The sequence below is a fragment of the Pseudomonas shirazica genome (assembly GCF_015168335.1).
In the GTDB taxonomy this organism is placed as follows: Bacteria; Pseudomonadota; Gammaproteobacteria; order Pseudomonadales; family Pseudomonadaceae; genus Aquipseudomonas; species Aquipseudomonas asiatica.
Window position 1 is genome coordinate 69,586 of the sequence record NZ_CP063457.1, and the last position, 19,277, is coordinate 88,862.

At 53.5% G+C, this 19,277-nt stretch carries 14 protein-coding genes; 13 read left to right on the top strand and 1 reads right to left on the bottom strand.

The features are described 5' to 3' along the window. The first annotated feature begins 32 nt into the window (after window positions 1–32). The 8 genes from IMX18_RS27125 to IMX18_RS27160 all read left to right on the top strand — a co-directional run bounded on the left by IMX18_RS27125 (window position 33) and on the right by IMX18_RS27160 (window position 13,320). On the top strand, window positions 33–5,927 hold the full coding sequence (locus tag IMX18_RS27125) for an Ig-like domain-containing protein (RefSeq protein ID WP_217191097.1): 5,895 nt from the start codon (window positions 33–35) through the stop codon (window positions 5,925–5,927). 138 nt (window positions 5,928–6,065) lie between these two features. Next, window positions 6,066–6,410 (top strand): TraA family conjugative transfer protein, encoded by a 345-nt coding sequence (traA, locus tag IMX18_RS27130; protein WP_217191094.1) that lies wholly within the window; start codon window positions 6,066–6,068, stop codon window positions 6,408–6,410. Between the two features lie 116 nt (window positions 6,411–6,526). Next, window positions 6,527–7,240, top strand: coding sequence for a DsbC family protein (locus IMX18_RS27135; protein WP_217191092.1), 714 nt, complete (start codon window positions 6,527–6,529; stop codon window positions 7,238–7,240). 11 nt (window positions 7,241–7,251) lie between these two features. Beyond that, entirely contained in the window at window positions 7,252–9,717 is a 2,466-nt protein-coding gene (gene traC / locus IMX18_RS27140) for a type IV secretion system protein TraC (protein WP_217191090.1), read from the top strand. After that, window positions 9,717–10,289: a S26 family signal peptidase gene (locus IMX18_RS27145; RefSeq protein WP_217191088.1), complete on the top strand. Its 573-nt coding sequence runs from the start codon at window positions 9,717–9,719 to the stop codon at window positions 10,287–10,289. Before traC ends, IMX18_RS27145 begins: the two co-directional genes overlap by 1 nt. Further along, window positions 10,283–11,515: a TrbC family F-type conjugative pilus assembly protein gene (locus IMX18_RS27150; RefSeq protein WP_217191085.1), complete on the top strand. Its 1,233-nt coding sequence runs from the start codon at window positions 10,283–10,285 to the stop codon at window positions 11,513–11,515. Before IMX18_RS27145 ends, IMX18_RS27150 begins: the two co-directional genes overlap by 7 nt. A gap of 25 nt (window positions 11,516–11,540) precedes the next feature. After that, on the top strand, window positions 11,541–12,554 hold the full coding sequence (locus IMX18_RS27155) for a TraU family protein (protein ID WP_411829489.1): 1,014 nt from the start codon (window positions 11,541–11,543) through the stop codon (window positions 12,552–12,554). Between the two features lie 37 nt (window positions 12,555–12,591). Then, a complete protein-coding gene (locus tag IMX18_RS27160) occupies window positions 12,592–13,320 on the top strand; it encodes a nuclease-related domain-containing protein (protein ID WP_225903951.1) in 729 nt (242 codons plus the stop codon). Window positions 13,321–13,543: 223 nt separating this feature from the next. On the opposite strand, the gene IMX18_RS27165 is transcribed toward IMX18_RS27160, so the two are convergent. Then, window positions 13,544–14,230: an AcaB family transcriptional regulator gene (locus tag IMX18_RS27165; RefSeq protein ID WP_217191082.1), complete on the bottom strand. Its 687-nt coding sequence runs from the start codon at window positions 14,228–14,230 to the stop codon at window positions 13,544–13,546. A gap of 405 nt (window positions 14,231–14,635) precedes the next feature. Between IMX18_RS27165 and IMX18_RS27170 the strand changes: the two genes are divergently transcribed. From IMX18_RS27170 to IMX18_RS27190, 5 genes are all read left to right on the top strand, one after another. Then, entirely contained in the window at window positions 14,636–14,944 is a 309-nt protein-coding gene (locus IMX18_RS27170; protein WP_217191081.1) for a hypothetical protein, read from the top strand. Continuing rightward, the gene (locus IMX18_RS27175) at window positions 14,941–15,564 is read left to right on the top strand and encodes a DNA primase (protein WP_217191079.1); all 624 of its coding nucleotides are present in this window, start codon (window positions 14,941–14,943) and stop codon (window positions 15,562–15,564) included. Before IMX18_RS27170 ends, IMX18_RS27175 begins: the two co-directional genes overlap by 4 nt. A gap of 46 nt (window positions 15,565–15,610) precedes the next feature. Beyond that, window positions 15,611–16,726, top strand: a complete 1,116-nt coding sequence (locus IMX18_RS27180; protein WP_217191077.1) for a DUF7146 domain-containing protein — start codon at window positions 15,611–15,613, stop codon at window positions 16,724–16,726. A 117-nt stretch (window positions 16,727–16,843) separates the two neighbouring features. Further along, window positions 16,844–17,869: a conjugal transfer protein TraF gene (traF, locus tag IMX18_RS27185; RefSeq protein ID WP_217191076.1), complete on the top strand. Its 1,026-nt coding sequence runs from the start codon at window positions 16,844–16,846 to the stop codon at window positions 17,867–17,869. Then, entirely contained in the window at window positions 17,866–19,269 is a 1,404-nt protein-coding gene (locus IMX18_RS27190) for a conjugal transfer protein TraH (RefSeq protein WP_217191075.1), read from the top strand. Before traF ends, IMX18_RS27190 begins: the two co-directional genes overlap by 4 nt. Window positions 19,270–19,277 lie beyond the last annotated feature (8 nt).

A 19,277-nucleotide genomic window follows, 5' to 3' on the forward strand; every position in this document is an offset into this window, starting at 1 on the left:
CTTTCACATTGGGGTGAACAATGAGCTGGATAATGGATTATGTAAGAATACTGGTCTTCTTTGTTGTCTCATGTTGGGTCGTGCCCACATTTGCTGCATCCATGGGGGATAATGTTCCGACGAACCCAACCCCATCCCCTGGTGCTACCTTGCGCTGGACAAATGGTGAGCCTAGTAACGCAGTAGGAACGTTTAGTTTGCCGATAACATTCACCTATGTTAGTCAAAACAGTGGTTGTTTTGACCATAATGTTATCGGCAATGGTGGTAGTCAGCTTATTGTTGATCTTTATTACAGAAAGAAAGGCACCCAGGCTTGGGGCATCATACTTGGTGGAGTTTACGACGGTACAGCTAGGTATTGGCCCAACTCGCTTGATGATTGCGGTGTCGGGTCAAAAACGCATACAGCACACGTAACAAGTTCAAATATTTTAGGCACAGATCTTCAGCCGCCAACTGAAGCGGGCGTTTATGAGTTGGTTATGATGATCAGTCAGGGTTATTATCGCGGTACTGACATAACGCACTTTACCAACATCTTGGAGTTTTCTGTTGGTGAAACAAATAAGCCGCCTGTTGCCTCGCCCAAAACTCTATCATTGCTCGAAGATACTTCAGGGTCCGTTGTTCTTTCAGCAACTGATGTTGATTCTCCAGCTCCTACTGTATTCGAAGTTGTCGATAAACCAGCGAATGGACTTGCTACTATCAATGGCTCGACATTGACGTTTACACCAACCCCTAACTGGAATGGTACCACGACCCTAACATATCGCGCCATGGACTCTAAAGGCGCATGGTCACTCCCAGCTACTGTTACTATCAATGTAACCCCGGTGAATGACCCTCCATCTGTATCCAATGTTAGCCTCACACTTGATGAGGACGCAGTAGGAACGCTGACGCTTCAAGTAACTGACGTGGATTTAAACTTTGAGGGGGATAGCCATACCTGGAGCATCGTCAGTGCACCGAACTCTGCTCACGGCGCAGCTAGCATTAATGGGAATAAGCTGACCTTCACCCCAGTCAAGGACTGGAACGGCACCACGACGATGACGTACCGGGCCACTGACTCGAAAGGAGCCATTTCCAATACCGCGACCATCACCATCATCGTGCGTCCTGTTAATGACGCGCCGGTGGCCTCCAATCGCACATTGACGATTGTTGAAGACACTGTCGGCACCGTTACCTTGCTCGCAACGGATGTTGACGGAGATGCGCTTACCTACAGCGTGGTCAATGCGCCGAGCAGTACCCATGGCACGGTGACTATCAGCGGGGATAAGGCGATCTTCACACCAAAGCCAAATTGGAACGGAACCACTACTTTTACCTATCGGGCGAGCGATGGATCCTTGTACTCCAACACCGCAACGGTCACCGTCACTGTTACCCCAGTAAACGACCCGCCCTCGGTGAGTAATGCTTCCTTGTCTCTCGATGAAGATACGGTAGGCACGCTGACACTGGAAGTGACGGACGTAGATCTTAACTTCGAGGGCGATAGCCATATCTGGAGCATTGTCAGTGCACCGAATGCCGCTCATGGCGCGGCAAGCATTACTGGTAATAAGCTGACTTTCACCCCAGTCAAGGACTGGAACGGCACCACGACGATGACGTATCGAGCCACTGACTCGAAAGGTGCCATTTCCAATACTGCTACCATCACTATCATCGTGCGTCCTGTGAATGACGCGCCGGTGGTCAAGCCGGTTGTGCGTTCAATGCCGGAGGACACGGTTCTCAGGATTACCCTAGAAGCATTTGACGTTGATAACAGTCCACCCTTCGTGTTCGAAATCATCGGGACTTTAGCCGAGCAGGAAGGCACGTTCAGTCTGAACGGCAATTTGCTGACCATCAGTCCTGCCAAGGATTGGAACGGTACTCTTCGTCTGTCATACCGCGCTAAAGATGCTGAGGGAGCTTGGTCTGAGATACAACCCATTACGGTAGAAGTTACGTATGTTAATGATGCTCCTTCCGCTACCGGTGCAACGATTACCGCAAAAGAAGGAATGGCTAGTGACCATGTCGCCCCATGGGTGGTTGATGTAGACATTCCATACGGTGATGAACACACGTTCGAAATAGTCTCGCAACCCGCGCACGGACATGCCAGGCTTGTTTACGGCCGGTTGGAATACACACCAAATTCCCAATACTTCGGCAATGATTCATTCCTCATTCGTGCAATTGACAAGGCAGGCGCGAGTGTAGAGGGTGAGGTAAGAGTTGTAGTGGCTAAGTTTAACTACACACCCACCGACATCCTCCCTGGGGTTGTGAACCTCTACGCAGGCGTTGGGGGCTCTGTTGAGCTGAAGGTTGTTGATCCAAATACTTGGGGTAGCCATCAGCTGTCGGTTGTGGGTCAACCAGCGCATGGTACCGCGTCCATTGAAGGAAATAAGCTCACCATTCGAACTGATGGCTCTTCTGAAACAGTAGTGCGAGTTAGGGCGACTGACCAAGACGGCTTAGCGTTCGAAAAAAATATTACTCTTAAGTTCGGCTCGGCCTGGGGTATGTTTGAGGGTAGAGAGGTGCAGCCCAGCGGTATCGAAGTGTCTGTGCCGGCTGTTACCGCCTTTATGACTCGCCGTGATGGGAGCTATGGCCTGCAAATATCAGATGCATCCGTTGTCGGAAATCTTGGCGATGACATTGTGGCTATTGTCACCCCTGACTCACCTATAGGAGTGAAGCTGGAAAGCCGTGACTTAGCGCCTGAAATCGGTATGAGGCTCATCCCAACAAAGCGCAATTCCAACTATATGGAGGCTCGTATTGCAGGTCTGAATGTTGGTGTTGATGGCGTTGCGAAAGTGTACCTCTCACGTGCTGACATGACTGGTCCGGTCTACTCTGTGCCGGTTCGAGTATGGGCTCCTGAGGGCGCATTGTCGGCTGATACCTGGGAAGTGCTGCAAGCGGCCGGTAGAGCTCAGGTCAGCTTCAGTTCGAGTAATGATGCTTGCAGCATCCTGACTAGTGAGCCAGTTGTAAAACCCAAGAACGCTATCCAAGATCGGGCCTGCTTCGTGACCTGGACGAAAACCCCCGAGGAATGGCGCAACGTTGGCACCTCTGTCAACCTATCAATGGAAGCTGGAGGTAGTTCATTGGGTAGCCAGATTATCGAGGCTACCGCATACGTGTTTGACCCCAGCGGCGCGAAACATGAGATTGCCAGGTTCACCCACGAGCTGAAGATTCTCCCAGTCGCTGATCAGATTCTGTTTGAGCTGAAGCCTGCACCAGCAGAGGCCTATCAGAAGGTGCAGCAACTCTCCTTGCTGGCCCGTCACAAGGTTGGCCCTGTGTGTGATGCAACTGCTAACGAAGACGTAGCTAAAAAGACAGCTCAGCAATGGTCGAGTCGGCCGGCATGCCTGATCCGATGGATGCAGGTGCCAGAGGGCTTGGCCCAGCAGCGCAACACCGTGACTCCACTCGTGGAGGGGGCAATGAACCTGCTGGGAGCGAACAACATCTCCTGGAAGGCATCCATGTTCACCCCGAGTGGTAAGGAAATCGATATCGGCTACGGCGAGCACACCATAAATGTGATTGCGCCGCCGGCAATCGAAATCGAAATGCCGGAAAGCAACCTGGTCAAAGAAGGGCTGTATTCGGTTTCGCAACTCGGCGGCTATGTTGGTAGCGCATCAGTGACAGCAATCGCAGCATCATTGGACGTGGCCATCAATCGGGGGGATGCTGCAATCGAACGGTCTACCCTTCCGAGCTATGGTCGTTCCCAGCGGTTCACGCGATACATCGAGGGAGGCGAGGCCCCTTTGTGGAGCGTAACGCCGTACTCCATTGACGTTGGATATACAGCATTGCCAGGACTAAGGACGACCAGAAACGTCTCTCTCTTGGCGGTTCCTCACGACAAAATTCTACCTGTCATTCTCAACGACGAGAGAACCGTCTTGGATACGGTCAGCCTTCCAATCCGCGTGGGTATCAAAGACACCCGCTACATGGAAGATGCATACCGGCTGAGCAGCATGGGCGACTGGGATATTCGATTGCTTTCGACAACTGCTGGGGTGAACTATGAGCCAATGACAAACTGGGAACCCATTGACGCTAACGGGGAGGCTGAGTTTGAGATCGATCTGCAAACTCTTACGAACAAAGCTGTTCGCATCATTGCTGAAGCGCGAGTTCGTTCCCCTGTGCCGGAATACGAGCTTATTCGTGAGTCGAGCTCGCCGATGGTGCTCTCTGTGCTCAACGGCGAATCTCTCGATGGTTCAATCCAGGCGTTGCGAGTTATTGGCCCAGCTCCTTTGCGTAGCAGCTTTTACGCAGTTACCAATGATCGCTATCAGTCAGGGGACCTTGGCGACGTACGCTGGGAAATGAGCAAGGATGGAGGGGTAACGTGGGAGGCTGTTGAGGCCAATCCGAAGCTGCCGCAACGGCTCAGCATGGTCTTTCAGCGGGGTACCTATCAGCTAAGGGCAGAGTTGACGAACCGTCATAGCGGCGCGAAATCCATGACTCCCACCATTGAGGTCATTGCCTATGTCGTGCCCGTTGCGCGCCTCAAAGGACCAGCGAACGTGTTTATTGGAGATAGCGGTACATTCCTGCTCACTGACCTCAAAGGGAATGCGCTCGATACTACTGGGATGATTGTGGAATGGTCCGAGGATCGCGGTAAAACCTGGGTCGCTGGGGAAGGCTCCTACCGGCTGAGTCGCAACTCCGCGGAACGTGTATACCTTACGGCCAGGCTGAAGTACGCCGACTCACCTGAGGATAAGCGCGTCTACAAAACCCTCCGCGCCGGCGTTGCATTCAGACCCGTTCGGCCGCCGCGCGTCCAGATCATCGGGCCGCGTCGTCCGGAGGTTGGAAAAGAGGCTACGTGGGTAGCCAACTTGATGATGCCGTACCCGAAAATGGATATGACCATGGACGGTGAGTTCATCCTACCTGACGGTACTGTGGTCGACTCCACTGAGGTGAAGTACACCCCGACTCGGGAAGACATGGAGAAAGAAGAGAGCTACATCAGCGTCCGATCTTGGATCAATGGGTATGAGGATAGGGGCGGTCTGGGTCTGACTCAGCATCGGCTGATTTTTTGGTCGTATGACTGGCCTGAGTGGAAGATAAACACCAAATACTCAGCCAAATATGCGCCGGCTGACTTGACAATGACCGCTCGCTCTCTTGGCTTGTTCCGAGAATTCGAGGGTTTGACCATCGAGTGGGATATCCCCCCCTATGCTGGCCTTGAAATGATTAAGGACTCTAGCCAGACGAACCGTATTGTTCGACTTACTGAGCCGGGGACATACACATTCGGTGCTCATATTACCGACTCTCGTGGTAACTACAGTTATGCTGAAACAGAGTTGGAGTTTTTGGAGCCTATACCGTGGGATGTAAAATTGTCCTGGAGTGGGGACAACGATGCGAACCGTGCCCCATTGGGTGTTTTGATTCGACCATCAATTACTGGCGGTCATCCTAAGGATCAAATATTGAGCAAAACCTACAGCCTCAACGGGGAGACGCTATCAAGTTCAGGCGACTATGGTCGAGCAACGTTGGATGAGGAGGGCGTGTATACAGTGAAGCTGGATATTGCGAGTGCAATGGGGCACACAGCTACAGGCGAAGTTTCCATCGCTGTTGCAAGGAACAAGCCCCCGGTCTGCAAGCTGGAGGTTGTAGAGGGTCGAACCTCATGGTTGGCGAAAGCTGTGTGTACTGATGAGGATGGCCGAATGGCCAAAAATATCTGGTTCATCAACGGTGAGCAGCAGGCGCTCAGTTCAAACAGTATCTCCGTGCCCATGTGGCGTTATCCAAACGGCGAGCCGGTAATAACACTGGTAGGCGTCGATAACTCCGGAGCGGAATCCTCTCCGGTTTCCAGCAAGTAAAAAAAAGGCCGCCCAAAGCGGCCTTTTTTAATTTCCGTCGAAAAACGCGCTTGAAAGCGAGCCACAGGCTTATTGAAAAAACAAAAAATGTCTCCTGAGCGCAGCCCCTGCGCATGTCAACCTCTAGGAGCAAGACCAATGCACGTCAACAAAGCAACCCTCCAAACGATGGCCATCGCAGCGGCAATGGTTGTGGCGGGTACCGCGATCGCTGGTACCGGCGGCGATACCTTCGACAGCGTGTGGATTACCTTGACTGAATGGATGCAAGGTACCCTAGGCCGTATTCTGATCGGTCTGATGATCCTCACCGGCATCGGCGCGGGCGTTCTCCGCCAATCGCTCATGCCGTTCGTTACTGGTGTCGGTGGAGGTGTGGGCCTCTATGCCGCGCCCGATGTTATCGAGTCGGTAATGTCTGCGACTATCCCCGCAGCCTCGGTGGTCACCAACTCTCTCCTGAGCCTGCCTGTAGGGCTCTGATCTCCCTCAATTCTCCTTCTTTAGGCCTCTTTTTCCGACGCTAAAACGTCTTGAAAAAGAGGCCTTTTCTATTCCGGGCGAAATACTCTGGGTGAATCGACTTAGGAGGTAAGCCCATGTTCACCGTAGCCCGAACCATTCTTGCAAGCTCGTTTTTTGTAGTGGCCGGCTCCGCATTAGCTGCGAATCCTGTGGGCAATAACGCCGACAAGGTAGTGATGTTGCCTGCGTCAGCAATGCTGGCGATTGAGAAGAATGGCAAGTTCGCGGTGATCAGCGATACCGGCCGATTCATCATCCAGGGGACGGTTTATGACGTGTGGGCCAAGAAAGAGCTAAAGACCATCGAAGATGCTCGAATTGCCGCCCACTACATCCCAGTGGATAAGACTAACCTCGGTTTCAAGGATCTCGCCCCTCTTACAATCGGCAATGGTGAGAGAGCAATCACCATGTTTTCCGATCCCGCCTGTGGGTTCTGTAAAGAAATCATTCAGCAAGCGCGCTCATCCCTGCCCGAGGGGTATCGGCTTGACGTGCTTATGCTGCCCCTGCTCAGCCAAGAGAGTGCTGCGCGAACCAGAGAACTTCTCTGCGCTAAAGACAAAGTTGCCGCATGGAAAGCGGGGGCATCCGGCGACATGAAAACACCCCTCGAACAGGTCCCCGACGCCCAGTGTGATCTGGATGTCATAGCGAAGCGCCGCATGACAGCACAGTTTCTCGGCGCTCGAAATGTTCCTTTCCTCATTCGTGATGACGGGTTGACTCGTGAGGGCAAGCCTGAAGAAGGCTTGCGCGCCTGGATTGAATCGAATCGCAACCTTTAAGGAGCCCGACAATGCTCAAAGCAATCATTCGCTCGACGCCTCGCCTTTCAAAGCTGATCAATGGGCTTGCCTATGAACCGAATCTTTACCTTTTTCAGCTGGAAGGGAACCGGTTGGGATTCGCATTCCTATGCTCCCCGCTTTCAGGTTCAAACGGGGATGAAGGCGACCGTTTGAAGGCTGGCCTGACAGTTGACTGGCCGGAAAAAACAACGATCCAGTTCAGCATGATTTGCACCGAGAACATCAATGAGATGAAGACAGGCTTCCTCCGTCTGCGTCGTGCATTTCGTGAGTCAGGCCGCATAGATCTGCCGCTGGAAACGCAAGCTCTGCTCGAAAAAGTAACGAATGCGCGGGCCGAGTATTTCAGCGATCGAACCATGCGGCCGGTTGATTCGATCTCAGGTGTACGGATTCGTGAACAGAGCCTCGTTGTCTCGGTAACAATACCGATCGCCAACGCGCTTCCCACCCAGACGGAGGCGAATGCGGCCAAGGAGCTTTTCGACGGGCTGCGAACCTCGTTGGATAGCTGCAACCTGGCTGCTGTGCCTCTTACAAACGATTCCTACAAGAAAATCTTTTCTTCGATATTGAACCAGGGGCCATCTGCATCCTGGCGAGAAGATCCGGACATTAAGGCAGAGACGGACAAGCCTCTCAACGAACAGATCCTCGACTACAACCGCAGCTTGGACGTGAGCAAAGACCACCTTCAGATCGGAGAAGACTGCTTCGTAAAAACGCTGTCCGCCAAGCGCTTCCCTGATGTCATGTGGCAGGGTGATGCTTCTCAGTATCTGGCTGACATCATGTCTCAGCGGGGCGGAATCCGGGGCAACTGCATCATTAACATGACCCTGTATTTCCCACCCCAGCTGGAAACCAAAGATAAGCTGTCGAAGCGCCGGCAATGGTCCATCAACCAGAGCTTCGGACCTATGGTTCATTTCGTACCCGTTCTTCGAAAGACCAAGGAAGCCTACGACACGCTTTTCGAAGACCTCGACAAGGGTCTTCCCAACGTACAGGCGACAATGACCCTCGTTGTCTTCGGTCGGAACCGGGAAGATCTCATTCAGGCAGCATCGAATGCGAAGAGCCATTTTGCTACGCAGGGCTTCAGCCTCATGGAGGACAAATTCTGTGTGCTGCCCGTCTTCGTGAACTCCCTGCCGATGTGCGCGGATCCGGATGCGATGAAGGACCTTTTCAGGTTCAAGACACTGAGCCTTACCCAGGCCTTGCCGTTGCTGCCAATCTATGGCGATTGGAAGGGCACTGGAACTCAGGTGGCCCCGTTCATTTCTCGTAACGGCCAGCCGGTCAGCTTCAACCTCTTCGACTCCGACACCAATTACAACGCGATGATCGCCGCTCAATCGGGATCTGGTAAGTCGTTCGCCACCAACTATCTCATCACGTCGTATCTGAGCATTGGAGCGAAGGTGTGGGTCATCGACGTGGGCCTGTCTTACCTAAAACTTTCTGAGGCCTACAAGGGCGACTTTGCCCGCTTTGATCAGGAGTCGAACCTCTGCCTGAACCCCTTCGAGCTGATTGAAGATTACAGCGAAGAAGAGGATGTCTTGGTCGGGCTACTTTCGGCAATGGCCGCCCCAACCGTACCCCTCAGCGACTTCCAGACCGCTGGGCTGAAAAAACATCTCACCCAATGCTGGCAGGAGCTTGGAAAGGGGATGATTGTCGACAACATCGCCGACTCGCTTCTGGGAGACCAAGACCTGCGTATTCAAGATATTGGTCATCAGCTCTTCGCATTCACCTCGAAGGGGCAGTACGGCCGATTCTTCAACGGAAAGAACAATCTCAACTTCAAGAATCCCTTCACCGTACTAGAGCTTGAGGAACTGAAGGGACGTCAACACCTTCAACAAGTCGTTCTCCTTCAGCTCATCTACCAGATTCAGCAGGACATGTACCTGGGTGAGCGTGACCGCCCTAAAATTGTGATCATTGACGAAGCCTGGTCACTTCTTTCTCAGGGTAACGTTGGTGAGTTTATTGAGCACGGTTACCGGCGGTTCCGGAAATATGGCGGTAGTGCCATCGTGATCACTCAAGGGGTCAACGACCTCTACCAGAACAAAGTCGGTCAGGCCATTGCTGAAAACTCCGCGTTCACCCTCCTACTCGGTCAAAAGGCCGAGGCTATTGATGCTATCCAGGAAAACAAGCGTCTTCCGCTGGGAGAAGGTGGCTATCGAATCCTGAAGACTGTTAAGTCGTACAAGGGGCATTACTCCGAAATCTTCATGCTCACCCCCCGCGGGGCCGGTATCGTGCGCCTCACGGTGGACCCATACTCGATCCTACTCTACTCCACCGCACCTGAAGATGTGCAGGCGATCCGAAACTACACGCTCACCGGCATTCCGCAGGATGAGGCGATCCTGCGCGTGCTGCGTGATCGAGGTGTCGAATATAGCTCCAACCCAGCGGAAGTGGCGTGATGGCGCTGTCGAATCCCTTCAGCATTGAGGCCAAGGTGCACAGGGCAATGGCGAGGGTTGAGCGAGATCGAGCTCCAAAGCGAATCTCGGCAGCCTTTCTCGGCAAAGGCCTACTTTTATCCGCAGCGGTTGCCGGCGGCGTTGTGCTGCTGGCATCCCGTTATTCCATCGCTATCGCTAGCCAGGCCTCCCTATGCCTGCCCCCATACAGGCTATGGATCATTGATAAAAACAAGGATGACCTGGTGCGTGGGGAGATTTATGCCTTTCACTCCAAGGGTCTGAGTCCGATCTTTGCTGACGGCACGATCATCGTGAAGGTTCTCGAGGGAATGCCTGGCGATCTCGCGAAGGTGACACTTGATGAAACAACCATCAATGGCGTGTCCGTTGGCAAAGGGCTCCAGGTCGCCAGCCAGCACGGGATTGATCCCAAGAAATACGTTCGGGAAGGGGAAATAGGCGAGGGCCGTTATTGGTTCTTCGGCCGCACCCCAGACTCTTTCGATTCCCGCTATTGGGGCTCAGCGTCGACAGACCAAATCATCGGGAAGGCGTATCCGATATGGTGAAAAAGCAAATAGCCATGTGTGTTGGGTTGGCCCTGAGCTACACGGTGGCCATCGCCGGTGATGACCTTGGCATTCGAAAGTACAAACTCAATGAATTTGATCCTGCGCTTCTCGATCAGGTCAGGGAGATCAGCCAAAACGCGAAAGCCGCGCGCGAACAGGTGAGCGGCCGAGATGACATGAACTGGGTGAGCGAGATGGCCGCAAAAGTCATCGATCAAGGCATCAATGAAGAATCCCAGCAGAACGATCGCAGCGCGGATGGCAAAGATCGCGAGAAAAAACACCCCCTGGGCGATGGAAACCGCACTCTTATCTTTGTGTCATGGTCGATGGGGGCTACTGCCCTGAAAGACATCTTGCTGTCCTTTGACGGACTACCAGGTGTTGGCATCGTCTTTCGAGGTATCCCTGAGGGGATGTCGATGGGAGACGCTGTGACCAAAATGCACCTTCTCACCCAAGAGACGCAAAGCACTGTGAGCGTTCTGCTTGATCCTCTCGCATTCCAGCGCCATAGCGTTTCATCCGTTCCCACCGTCGCTCTCGAAGCTACGGATGATGCTTTGATCGCTAAAGCTGCTGGGTCATCTTCCGTCAGCTACATCGAGGGAGCGGTGAAGGAAGGTAAGCGGGGGGATTTAGGCACTATTGGCCCCACACAGGAAATCATAGAGCCAGACCTAATGGAGGTTGCGAAACAGCGTATTGCAGAGCTGGACACCGTCGCTATGAAAAAGCGCGCAATCGCTCGGTTTTGGGATAATCACAAAGGGCATCCATTGCCGCCTGTAACAGAGAGCGCAACACGCCTCGTCGACGCATCGGTCATTGTTCCCGATGACATCCTCGATAGCCAAGGCAGGGTTGTTCAAAAGGCAGGGAGGATTAATCCTCTCGACATGATGCCTTTTGACCAGAAGCTGGTGGTAATCGATCCGACGCAGGCGTGGCAGGTTGCCCTGGCGAAGCGAGAATACGCAGACAATGGGGCAAACCTCACCGTCACGGTAATGGCTACTCAAATTCCCACTGCCTCTGGTTGGGAGCTGTTCAACAGCGTCCAGGACAGTTTGGATGCCCCCCTTTACCTATTGCCGCCTGACATGGCAGAGCGCTTCCAGATTCTTCGCGCCCCTTCCGTCGTAACAGCTGACGACAAAAACTTTGTTGTCCGCGAGATTGCTCAATCAGCCTTTGAGGAGGCCAATCATGAGCATCAATAAGGTAGTAGCCACCGCACTGCTGTTGATGGCAGGTATGTTTTACCTTCCAGGTACAGCTGCTGATACGACATCTTCCGGTGAGGTGATGTGTGAAGACTCTGGCCTTTTTGGCCCGAAATTGTTCACCGACATCTGCTGGGCATGCCTTTTCCCCATCCGTGTATCCGGCGTGCAAATAACACCCGGCACAGCACCTGCCAAGGCTACAAAAATGGTCTTCTGTATCTGCCAGGAAGGCTCGTCCTCGATCTACAAGCCCGGAATCATCACTGCGATGTGGGAGCCCGCACGGATGGTAGAAACTGTCCGTAAGCCCGGCTGCTCGCCAACCCTAGGTGGTGTAACGCTGCCGCTAGGCAACAAGCGCAGCTACGGCCGGCTTCGGCAGGACAACAGCACCCAGACAGGCCAGGCTGCCGGCTCGTTCTACCACGCCCATCTATATGCATTCCCCCTACTTCAAATCCTCGATCTCTACACGCCGACCAAATGCAACCCGGATGGTTATCTCGACCTCGATATCATCTCTTTTACCGAGATCGATCCGACTTGGAACAACGGCACGTTGGCATTCTTTCAGCACCCTGAGTCCGCGGCAGTAGCCAATCCAATCGCTATTGCGGCCTGTGCTGCCGAATCAGCCCTCGTGACCGCCCGAAAGGAGCCTCTGGAGTCGCTTTGGTGGTGTACCGGGACGTGGGGGAGCATCTATCCATTTGCCGGCGTCACCGTGGCTCAAGATGCAAACCGGACGACAGCATTGCTGGCTGCGAGAGTGATCGCTCAGCAACACCGCAGGGGCCTCGCACGACGCACGATGGGAGATGAAAACGTGTGCAAGGCGGGTATCTACCCGACGATCCCCAAAAGCCAGTACAAGGTGACCCAGTTTTGGCCGAAGTCGCAGAACAGCAGAGCAATGTGGCTTGGAGAACCGCCGCAGACTTGGGAGGGTGGGCCTAGTCGGCATGTACCAGGGACAGGGAACGATGCCATGTACATGTTCTGGCGATGGACAGATTGCTGCTCGAAGCTCTAATGGAGATTCCGCCCGTAAAGGGCGGTTTTGTAATGCTATGAATGACTTCCTAATACTGTATCTGCCCCCGGTTCTCATTCTGGGGGTTCTCGCGGGCATCGCCCACGTTCGTCTGCTTGAATTCCCTGTCTACCGAGGGTGGTGGGGTGAGTACAAGGTCAACTTCATGCTCCGCCTATGCCTCAGTGGCGAATATAAGGTGTTCGCCAATGCGATCTATCGTGGCAAGACAAGAGGAGAATCGACACAGGTTGACCACATCATCGTTTCGCGCTTCGGGATCTTTGTCTTGGAAACGAAGTGTTTCAAGGGAAAGATCATTACCTACCCAGAAGCCCCAGAGAGCTGGCTGCAGATCGTGGGCCGGAGAAAATATCGCCTTCAAAACCCGCTGATGCAGAACTACGCACACGTGAAGGCTGTTCAGAAGGTTACCGGAGTCCACGCCCAAAAAATCCACAGCTACGCAGTGATGGCAGGGCAGGCCAGTTTCCCGTATGGAATGCCTGAGCGGGTCTTCAGCATTTGGGGGGTGATTCGTAAAATTCAGTCCTACAAAGCCCCGGTTTTTAGCCGGGGCCATGTGGTGTCAATCTGCCGGGCGCTGAGCGAGCGCAGAATCAAGGGGGGCTATTGGGCTGCAAGAAGGCATGTAGAAAAGCTGAAGCGCCGCGGCGAGGATGCTCCTATGACGTGCCATAGAGATAGACCCCTAGAGGAACACCTATCGCCAGGCCAACAAGAACAGCAGCCGTCAGAGCGATAATCGCTTTCGTATCCCAAAAAACTGCCTCATTTGGCGCATCAAGTGATTCATCGGTGGCCGGCTCCTCTTCCCACAGAGGGATGGCTTGGCGTGGAGTAGGCTGATCAGTCGTTGCTCTTCGTCTCCTACTCGTCCTGGCCGGCGTTGACACAAGATCATCAAGCATAAAGACTCTCCTAAGCAAAACGCCCCGCAATGCGGGGCGTTGTCTTTACAGGCGCGATCAAGCGATGGCTTCTTCTGGAAGCGAATCGAGAGGGTCAGGATCGCCTGCTGGCTCAATATGGCCCGCAGCCTCACGCTCTTCCTTCTCAGCGCTGGCTTTAGCTTCAGCCTTCTCAATATCCTCATGGAGCTCTGCAACCTTGCTGGCGTATGCCTTCGCTCGCGCGCTCTGGCCGAGGCCAACGAGTGAGCGGATCAGCCGCGCCATTTGGTTGCTCTTGTTTGCCCGAAATTCATCAGCTTCCGAGCTATCGATCTTCTCATGCAGCCAGGCGGTATCTACCTGGATGATCAGATGGTCAAATGCCTGAAGCAGGCTGCTCATCCGCTTGATTTCGGGACTGGTGATCTCGAATTCACGAGTCAGCGGAGAGCTGTAACTAGCAAGCTCTTTAATCCCCAAGCTCTTCAGAAGGGTGTCCATCCGCTCAGACTCATCACGCACGGCTACCTCCATGCGCTCGATCTTTTTCGACACCGCATCAACTACCGCTTTGTGATCAAAGGTTTTGAGATTTTTCGCTAGCTTGCGGGACGTAACGTCGATGATAAAAAGGGCTGTCATGAGACTGTCGAAACGGTTGCCGGCGAAGAACTTGGCCTGCTCCGTGTTCAGTACCATTTTCCCTTTGAGGGATGGCTTGGAATATTGGTACTTCGTGGGTTGTGGTTGAGCGGTCGCCATTGGCGGTATCTCCGGATGTTGGTGGCCAGCCTATTGCACCAGCTTGTGCACCCTCCGGATTTCGGTTTCACGCACGAATAGCGTCTGAATTTGGGGTGAATTTTTCTGGTTGACGACTGACAGAAATGGCGGCGAGAATTGCTTCACTCATCGGCTAAGGTCGATTAAGAATTTGTCTCTAGAGACCATTGACCCTAAGTGACAGCATGCTGCTGCCACAGGTACCCACGACGTGTATGCGTCTGGGAGCAAGCCAAGCTGAGCTCATCAGCTTAAAAGCCCAGCCTACGTTCGCGTAGCGCCGATCAAAAAAGGAAGCCATCCGGCTTCCTTTTTTTGTGTCTGAAAACCCTGACGGGGAACACCCGTTAGGGCGTTCTCCGTTTCAAAAATGGAGAACTAAAAATGGCATCTACTACCCTCAAAGTAAAAGTGCTGACCGCGTCTGGTTTCCTCGTAGCAACGTTGGGAGCTATATACGCACCGCAGTTTGCAAGTCACATTTTGCCATTCGCTCTCTGCGTGTTCCTTGCCGTAGTGATCTTGAATGCTGAGCAGATTCTGCGTGGTGTTCTGATCTACGTGCGCGGTTGGTTGAGAGCTTCGGCTCCTCAAGCAACCAAGACGTTGCCCAACGCCCGTTGGTGTAGCAGTGTCGATTATGACAACTACTACATTCCCTCCTACCTGCGTCGCCAGGGAGAAGAGAAATGATCCGTGTCGACTTCGATGTTCCAAGCTATCTCCGACTGCCACAAGGTCTTTGCATAGTTTCAGAGCGCCTGGCTCATATGCTTCCCGAGCCAGAAACCAATGAAATTACGCACCAAGCGCTTGAACCGGTGGTGATCAACAGACTGTACCGGCCTGAAGGCCGCAACCAGGTTGCATCGATCGAGAACCAAGAACCGGGCGAGATCAAAGGGGAATTCATCCCCCGCGAACCGCAGCCCGCGCCTCAAAGATCTGCTCAAGAGATCCAAGTCGCCGAGAGCGATGAAGGGGAAGGTGAGCGCGCTCCTGAACTCAATTTTCAAGGGGTAGCTGGCAGGTCTGTTACCGGCGAATACCGCGGTTCAGGTTTCGCCCATTATCGATTCCTCAAGAAGAACGGAAAGTCGTTCTTTTTGCGTATCGGTGAACACCTGGTTTGGGGAGTCGAGCTCAACGCTCAGCTTCGCCAATCTGGAGCGCAACAAGGTGACAACATCTCGCTGACATTTCTTGGCAAAACCGCCGTGAGTGTTCTCAAAGAGGTCGTTGTCGACGGTAAAAAAGAACAGGAGTGGGTTAATACCTACCGCAATTCCTGGGAAATCAAAATCTTGAAATAGCCAGCAATGCGCCCTTCGGGGCGCATCTCAACCTACGGAGGTACCCATGTCCAACAACTCAGAAGGCAATTACGCCCCAGAGAAGCAAGATGTGCTGGTCGCCGCTGATGGCCGCTGGCATGACATTTTCGCACGCCTCGCATCTTCATTGGTGCCGGCACACAAGAAAGCAGGGCGTGGGGTTCCATGTCCTGTGCATGGTGGGGAAGACGGATTTAAGATTTTCCGGAAGACGGCTGGTTCGTCGAGCGGCGGAATCTGCCGTACCTGCGGAGTCAAAGCGGATGGCATAGCTTTGCTGATGTGGGTCAACCGTTGGAGTTTTCACCATGCTTTACAGGAGGTTGGAGCATTGCTTCGGGTCAAAGACCCTTATGGACGCACCGCTGATGGATTTATCCCAAGCGTTGTGATCCGAAAGGAGCCAGCCCGGGCCAAGCCAGAGGCTTCAGACGATTGGCTGCGTGAAGCTATGCGCAACCTGTGGAAGGGAACAGTTCCCCTCACAGACTCATCAGCGGAACCTGCAAGGCTCTATCTTCGCTCCCGCGGCATTCTTGCTTGGGATCGACCAGAACTGAGCCGCTACGTTCGCTTTCACCCAGAATTGACCTATAAGGACAAAGCTGGCAAGCGTTCGAAGCATCCGGGGATCGTGTGTACGCTCATCGATCCTGAAGGCCAGGCAGTGACGATAAACCGTCATTACCTGACGATGAAGGGTGAAAAGGCCGATCTTGATGAGCCGAAAAAAATGTTTCCAATTCCCAGCAACCGTAAGCTCCCCGGCTGTGCGGTACCAACATCTCACCCAGGAGAAGTCTTGGATGTAAGTGAGGGATTAGAAACAGCTCTCTCGGTTGAAACTGCCATGGGCATACCCGTATGGCCCTTGGTGAATTCATACCTGTTGGAGAGCTTTGTACCACCAGCCTGTACCAAAGCAGTCCGAATCTGGGCTGATAAGGACCGCAAGGAGGGTGGCCAGAAAGCTGCACTCGCTTTAAAAAAACGTCTGTGGGAGATGGGGATCAAGGCGCAAATCATGCTGCCAGACATGCCTATCCCAGACGGCTCTAAAGGGGTCGATTGGAATGACGTTCTTCGTGAACGTGGATCGCTCGGCTTCCTCGGTCATGAGGTCTATCGCGCACAGCGATAGGCCTCAGGCCATCCCGCCCCGCCCACTTTTTCAGGTTATAAAACCGTCTGAAAACGCGCCCTCTCTTGCTGGCCAACGCTCACAATTTGAGCATTCTCATCTTGGCCAGACGAACTCATGACGCCCCTTCAATTCTCCATTCTATTGCTTGCTGCCACTATCAGCAGCGTTTCCCTTGGGGGAGAGAGCAAGCCCGCTGATTCGAAAACACCTCAGGTTGCCGGTTCATCGTTCTACCAGGATAAGGAACGAGGCTGGTTCTGGTATGAGGATCCACCCGCGGAGACTGAGCCCGAACAGGTCGAGCCCACCCCAGCTCCAGTTGCGCCACCACCACCCGAAAAGGAACACGCTGAGACTTCCTTGCCTGAATTGCCCCCGACGGGCAGCGTGGCTTGGATTCGCGAAATGCTTCCGAAGCTGCGTGATGCGGCCATGGATAACCCGACCAAGGAGAATGTAGGCGCATATTTCTGGGCTCAGCGAATCATGCTCGACAAAGCAGAGCGATTCTCACGCCACTCCGTCGACGTAATCCGCAACGACCCATTCCTCGATGAGGATATGCGATACCCCGCCTCAAACGCCGCCTCTGACGCTTTAGCGACTGCGGCGGGCAAGCAGAAAGAAACCTTGTTGAAGATGATCGCAGGTAGCTCTGCGCTGATGTTTTTCTACAACGGAAATGACTGCATTTTGTGTGAGCAGGCCCTAGCCGCAGTTTCTGCTCTCGAATTCAGATACGGGTTCACTGTCATGCCCGTCTCGATGGACGGGGCCCCCCTTCCTGGCGGTAAGTACCCAAACACACAGTACGACACAGGGCTTGCAGAGCAGCTGGGCATCATCACCTCGCCGGCGCTCGCCCTAGTCATACCACCAAATGATGTGAAGATTGTCAGCTTCAGTACCGTTTCAATGGAGACGGCAACTACACGAATTCTCATGGCCGCGAATGAAGCCGGCCTGATTTCAGCTCAGGAATACAACGCCACATCCCGTCTGAACACCATGGGTTTGATCGACGCCACGAAGCTGGCTGACGCTCCGCCCGACGCAACAAAGAACCCTAATGAATTCGTGAATCGGATGCGCGAAGAAGCTCGTCGCGCCTTTCAAAAAGACAACGGAGGTGGACAGTGAAAATCAAACCTATAGCTCTTGCTGTAGCGCTATTTGTGGTGCCCTTCGGGGCTCACGCGAACATCCAACAGCAGGTGAATGAGATGTTCAGCGGCATGATCAACGTAACCAGCCCTGGGGCGTACAAGACCGCAACTCGAGGCGTGATTACCGGCGGCTCCGTTGTCCTTCGGAATCGAATATCCACTGCCAACCTGATCAGTATTACCCCTCCGAGCGCAAAGGGCGGCTGCGGTGGCATCAACCTGTACAGCGGCTCGTTCTCCTTTATCAACGGTGAAGAGTTCGTAGCACTCATGAGGAACGTGGCCTCAAACGCTGCTGGCATCGTTTCAGGCTTCGCATTTGAATTGGCTCTAGATGCGATGGATGCCCAAACAGGTGGTGTTATTCGCAACCTGGCCAACAAGATTCAAGCGCTCAATCAGATGTTTTCCAACAGCTGCCAGCTAGCGAGCGGGTTGGTCACAAATGCCAAAAAAGCATATGAAGAAAGCACAGACTTCAAATCTGCGATGACCGCGTTCGGCTCAAACGTTGCGTCTGACTTCTTCACTGCAAAATCCACCAAAGAGGATTCGCCGGCGAATCGTATTGTGGCGTCCGGAAAAGCTGTCCAATGCGAGAACACAGGGAACGTGCTGTGGTGCGCCATGAAGAAATCTGGCCTCCAGTCGCAAATCCTTTTTGGCAGCGATGAAAACGCTGAATTCATCATGTCGATGGTAGGCAGTTACAACGTGTCACTCACGAACGACGACAACGGGGGGAAAAACTTTGCTGCGCAACCCATGCCGAAGCTCATCACCGGCGAAGGTCTGAAGATCCTTGTAGAGGGATCAACCAACCTGGATGTGAAAGTCTACCAGTGCGATGACGACGATCCTGCTTGCTCTGAGCCTAACATCCGCACTCTTACCAGTTTTAAGGGCCTTGAGACGCGGATCCTTGAGGACCTACAGAACAACGGAATCCTTGAGAGGTTCGCCAACGGGACAGCCACCGCTGCTGACGGAAACCGCATTGGCTATCTCGCATCGAGCCGTGTAGGGGTGAACCTTATGAAGATCACCCAGAAAGCAGGTGCCCAATCGGGGTATGACTATCTGAATCAATTCGCCAAGAAAATCGCTGCTGATGCTTCGATGAGCCTTATCAATCAGCTTCTTGGGCATACAGAGAAGGGCCTGACAAGCCTGAACATGGCAGATGCTGGGAAGGTTATCGAAGATCTGCGTGCTACGAAGGGAGAGCTCATGGACGAGTACCGTTCGTACATTGAGGACGCAATGCAAGGCAAAGATGCCGATGGGCAAGCTGAAAAAATGCTCCAGATGGCCCCTGTCTTTGATAGCGGAACTCTGCCTCAGGGAACCGTCAACGATAACGCAGGCGCGTAACGGAGATA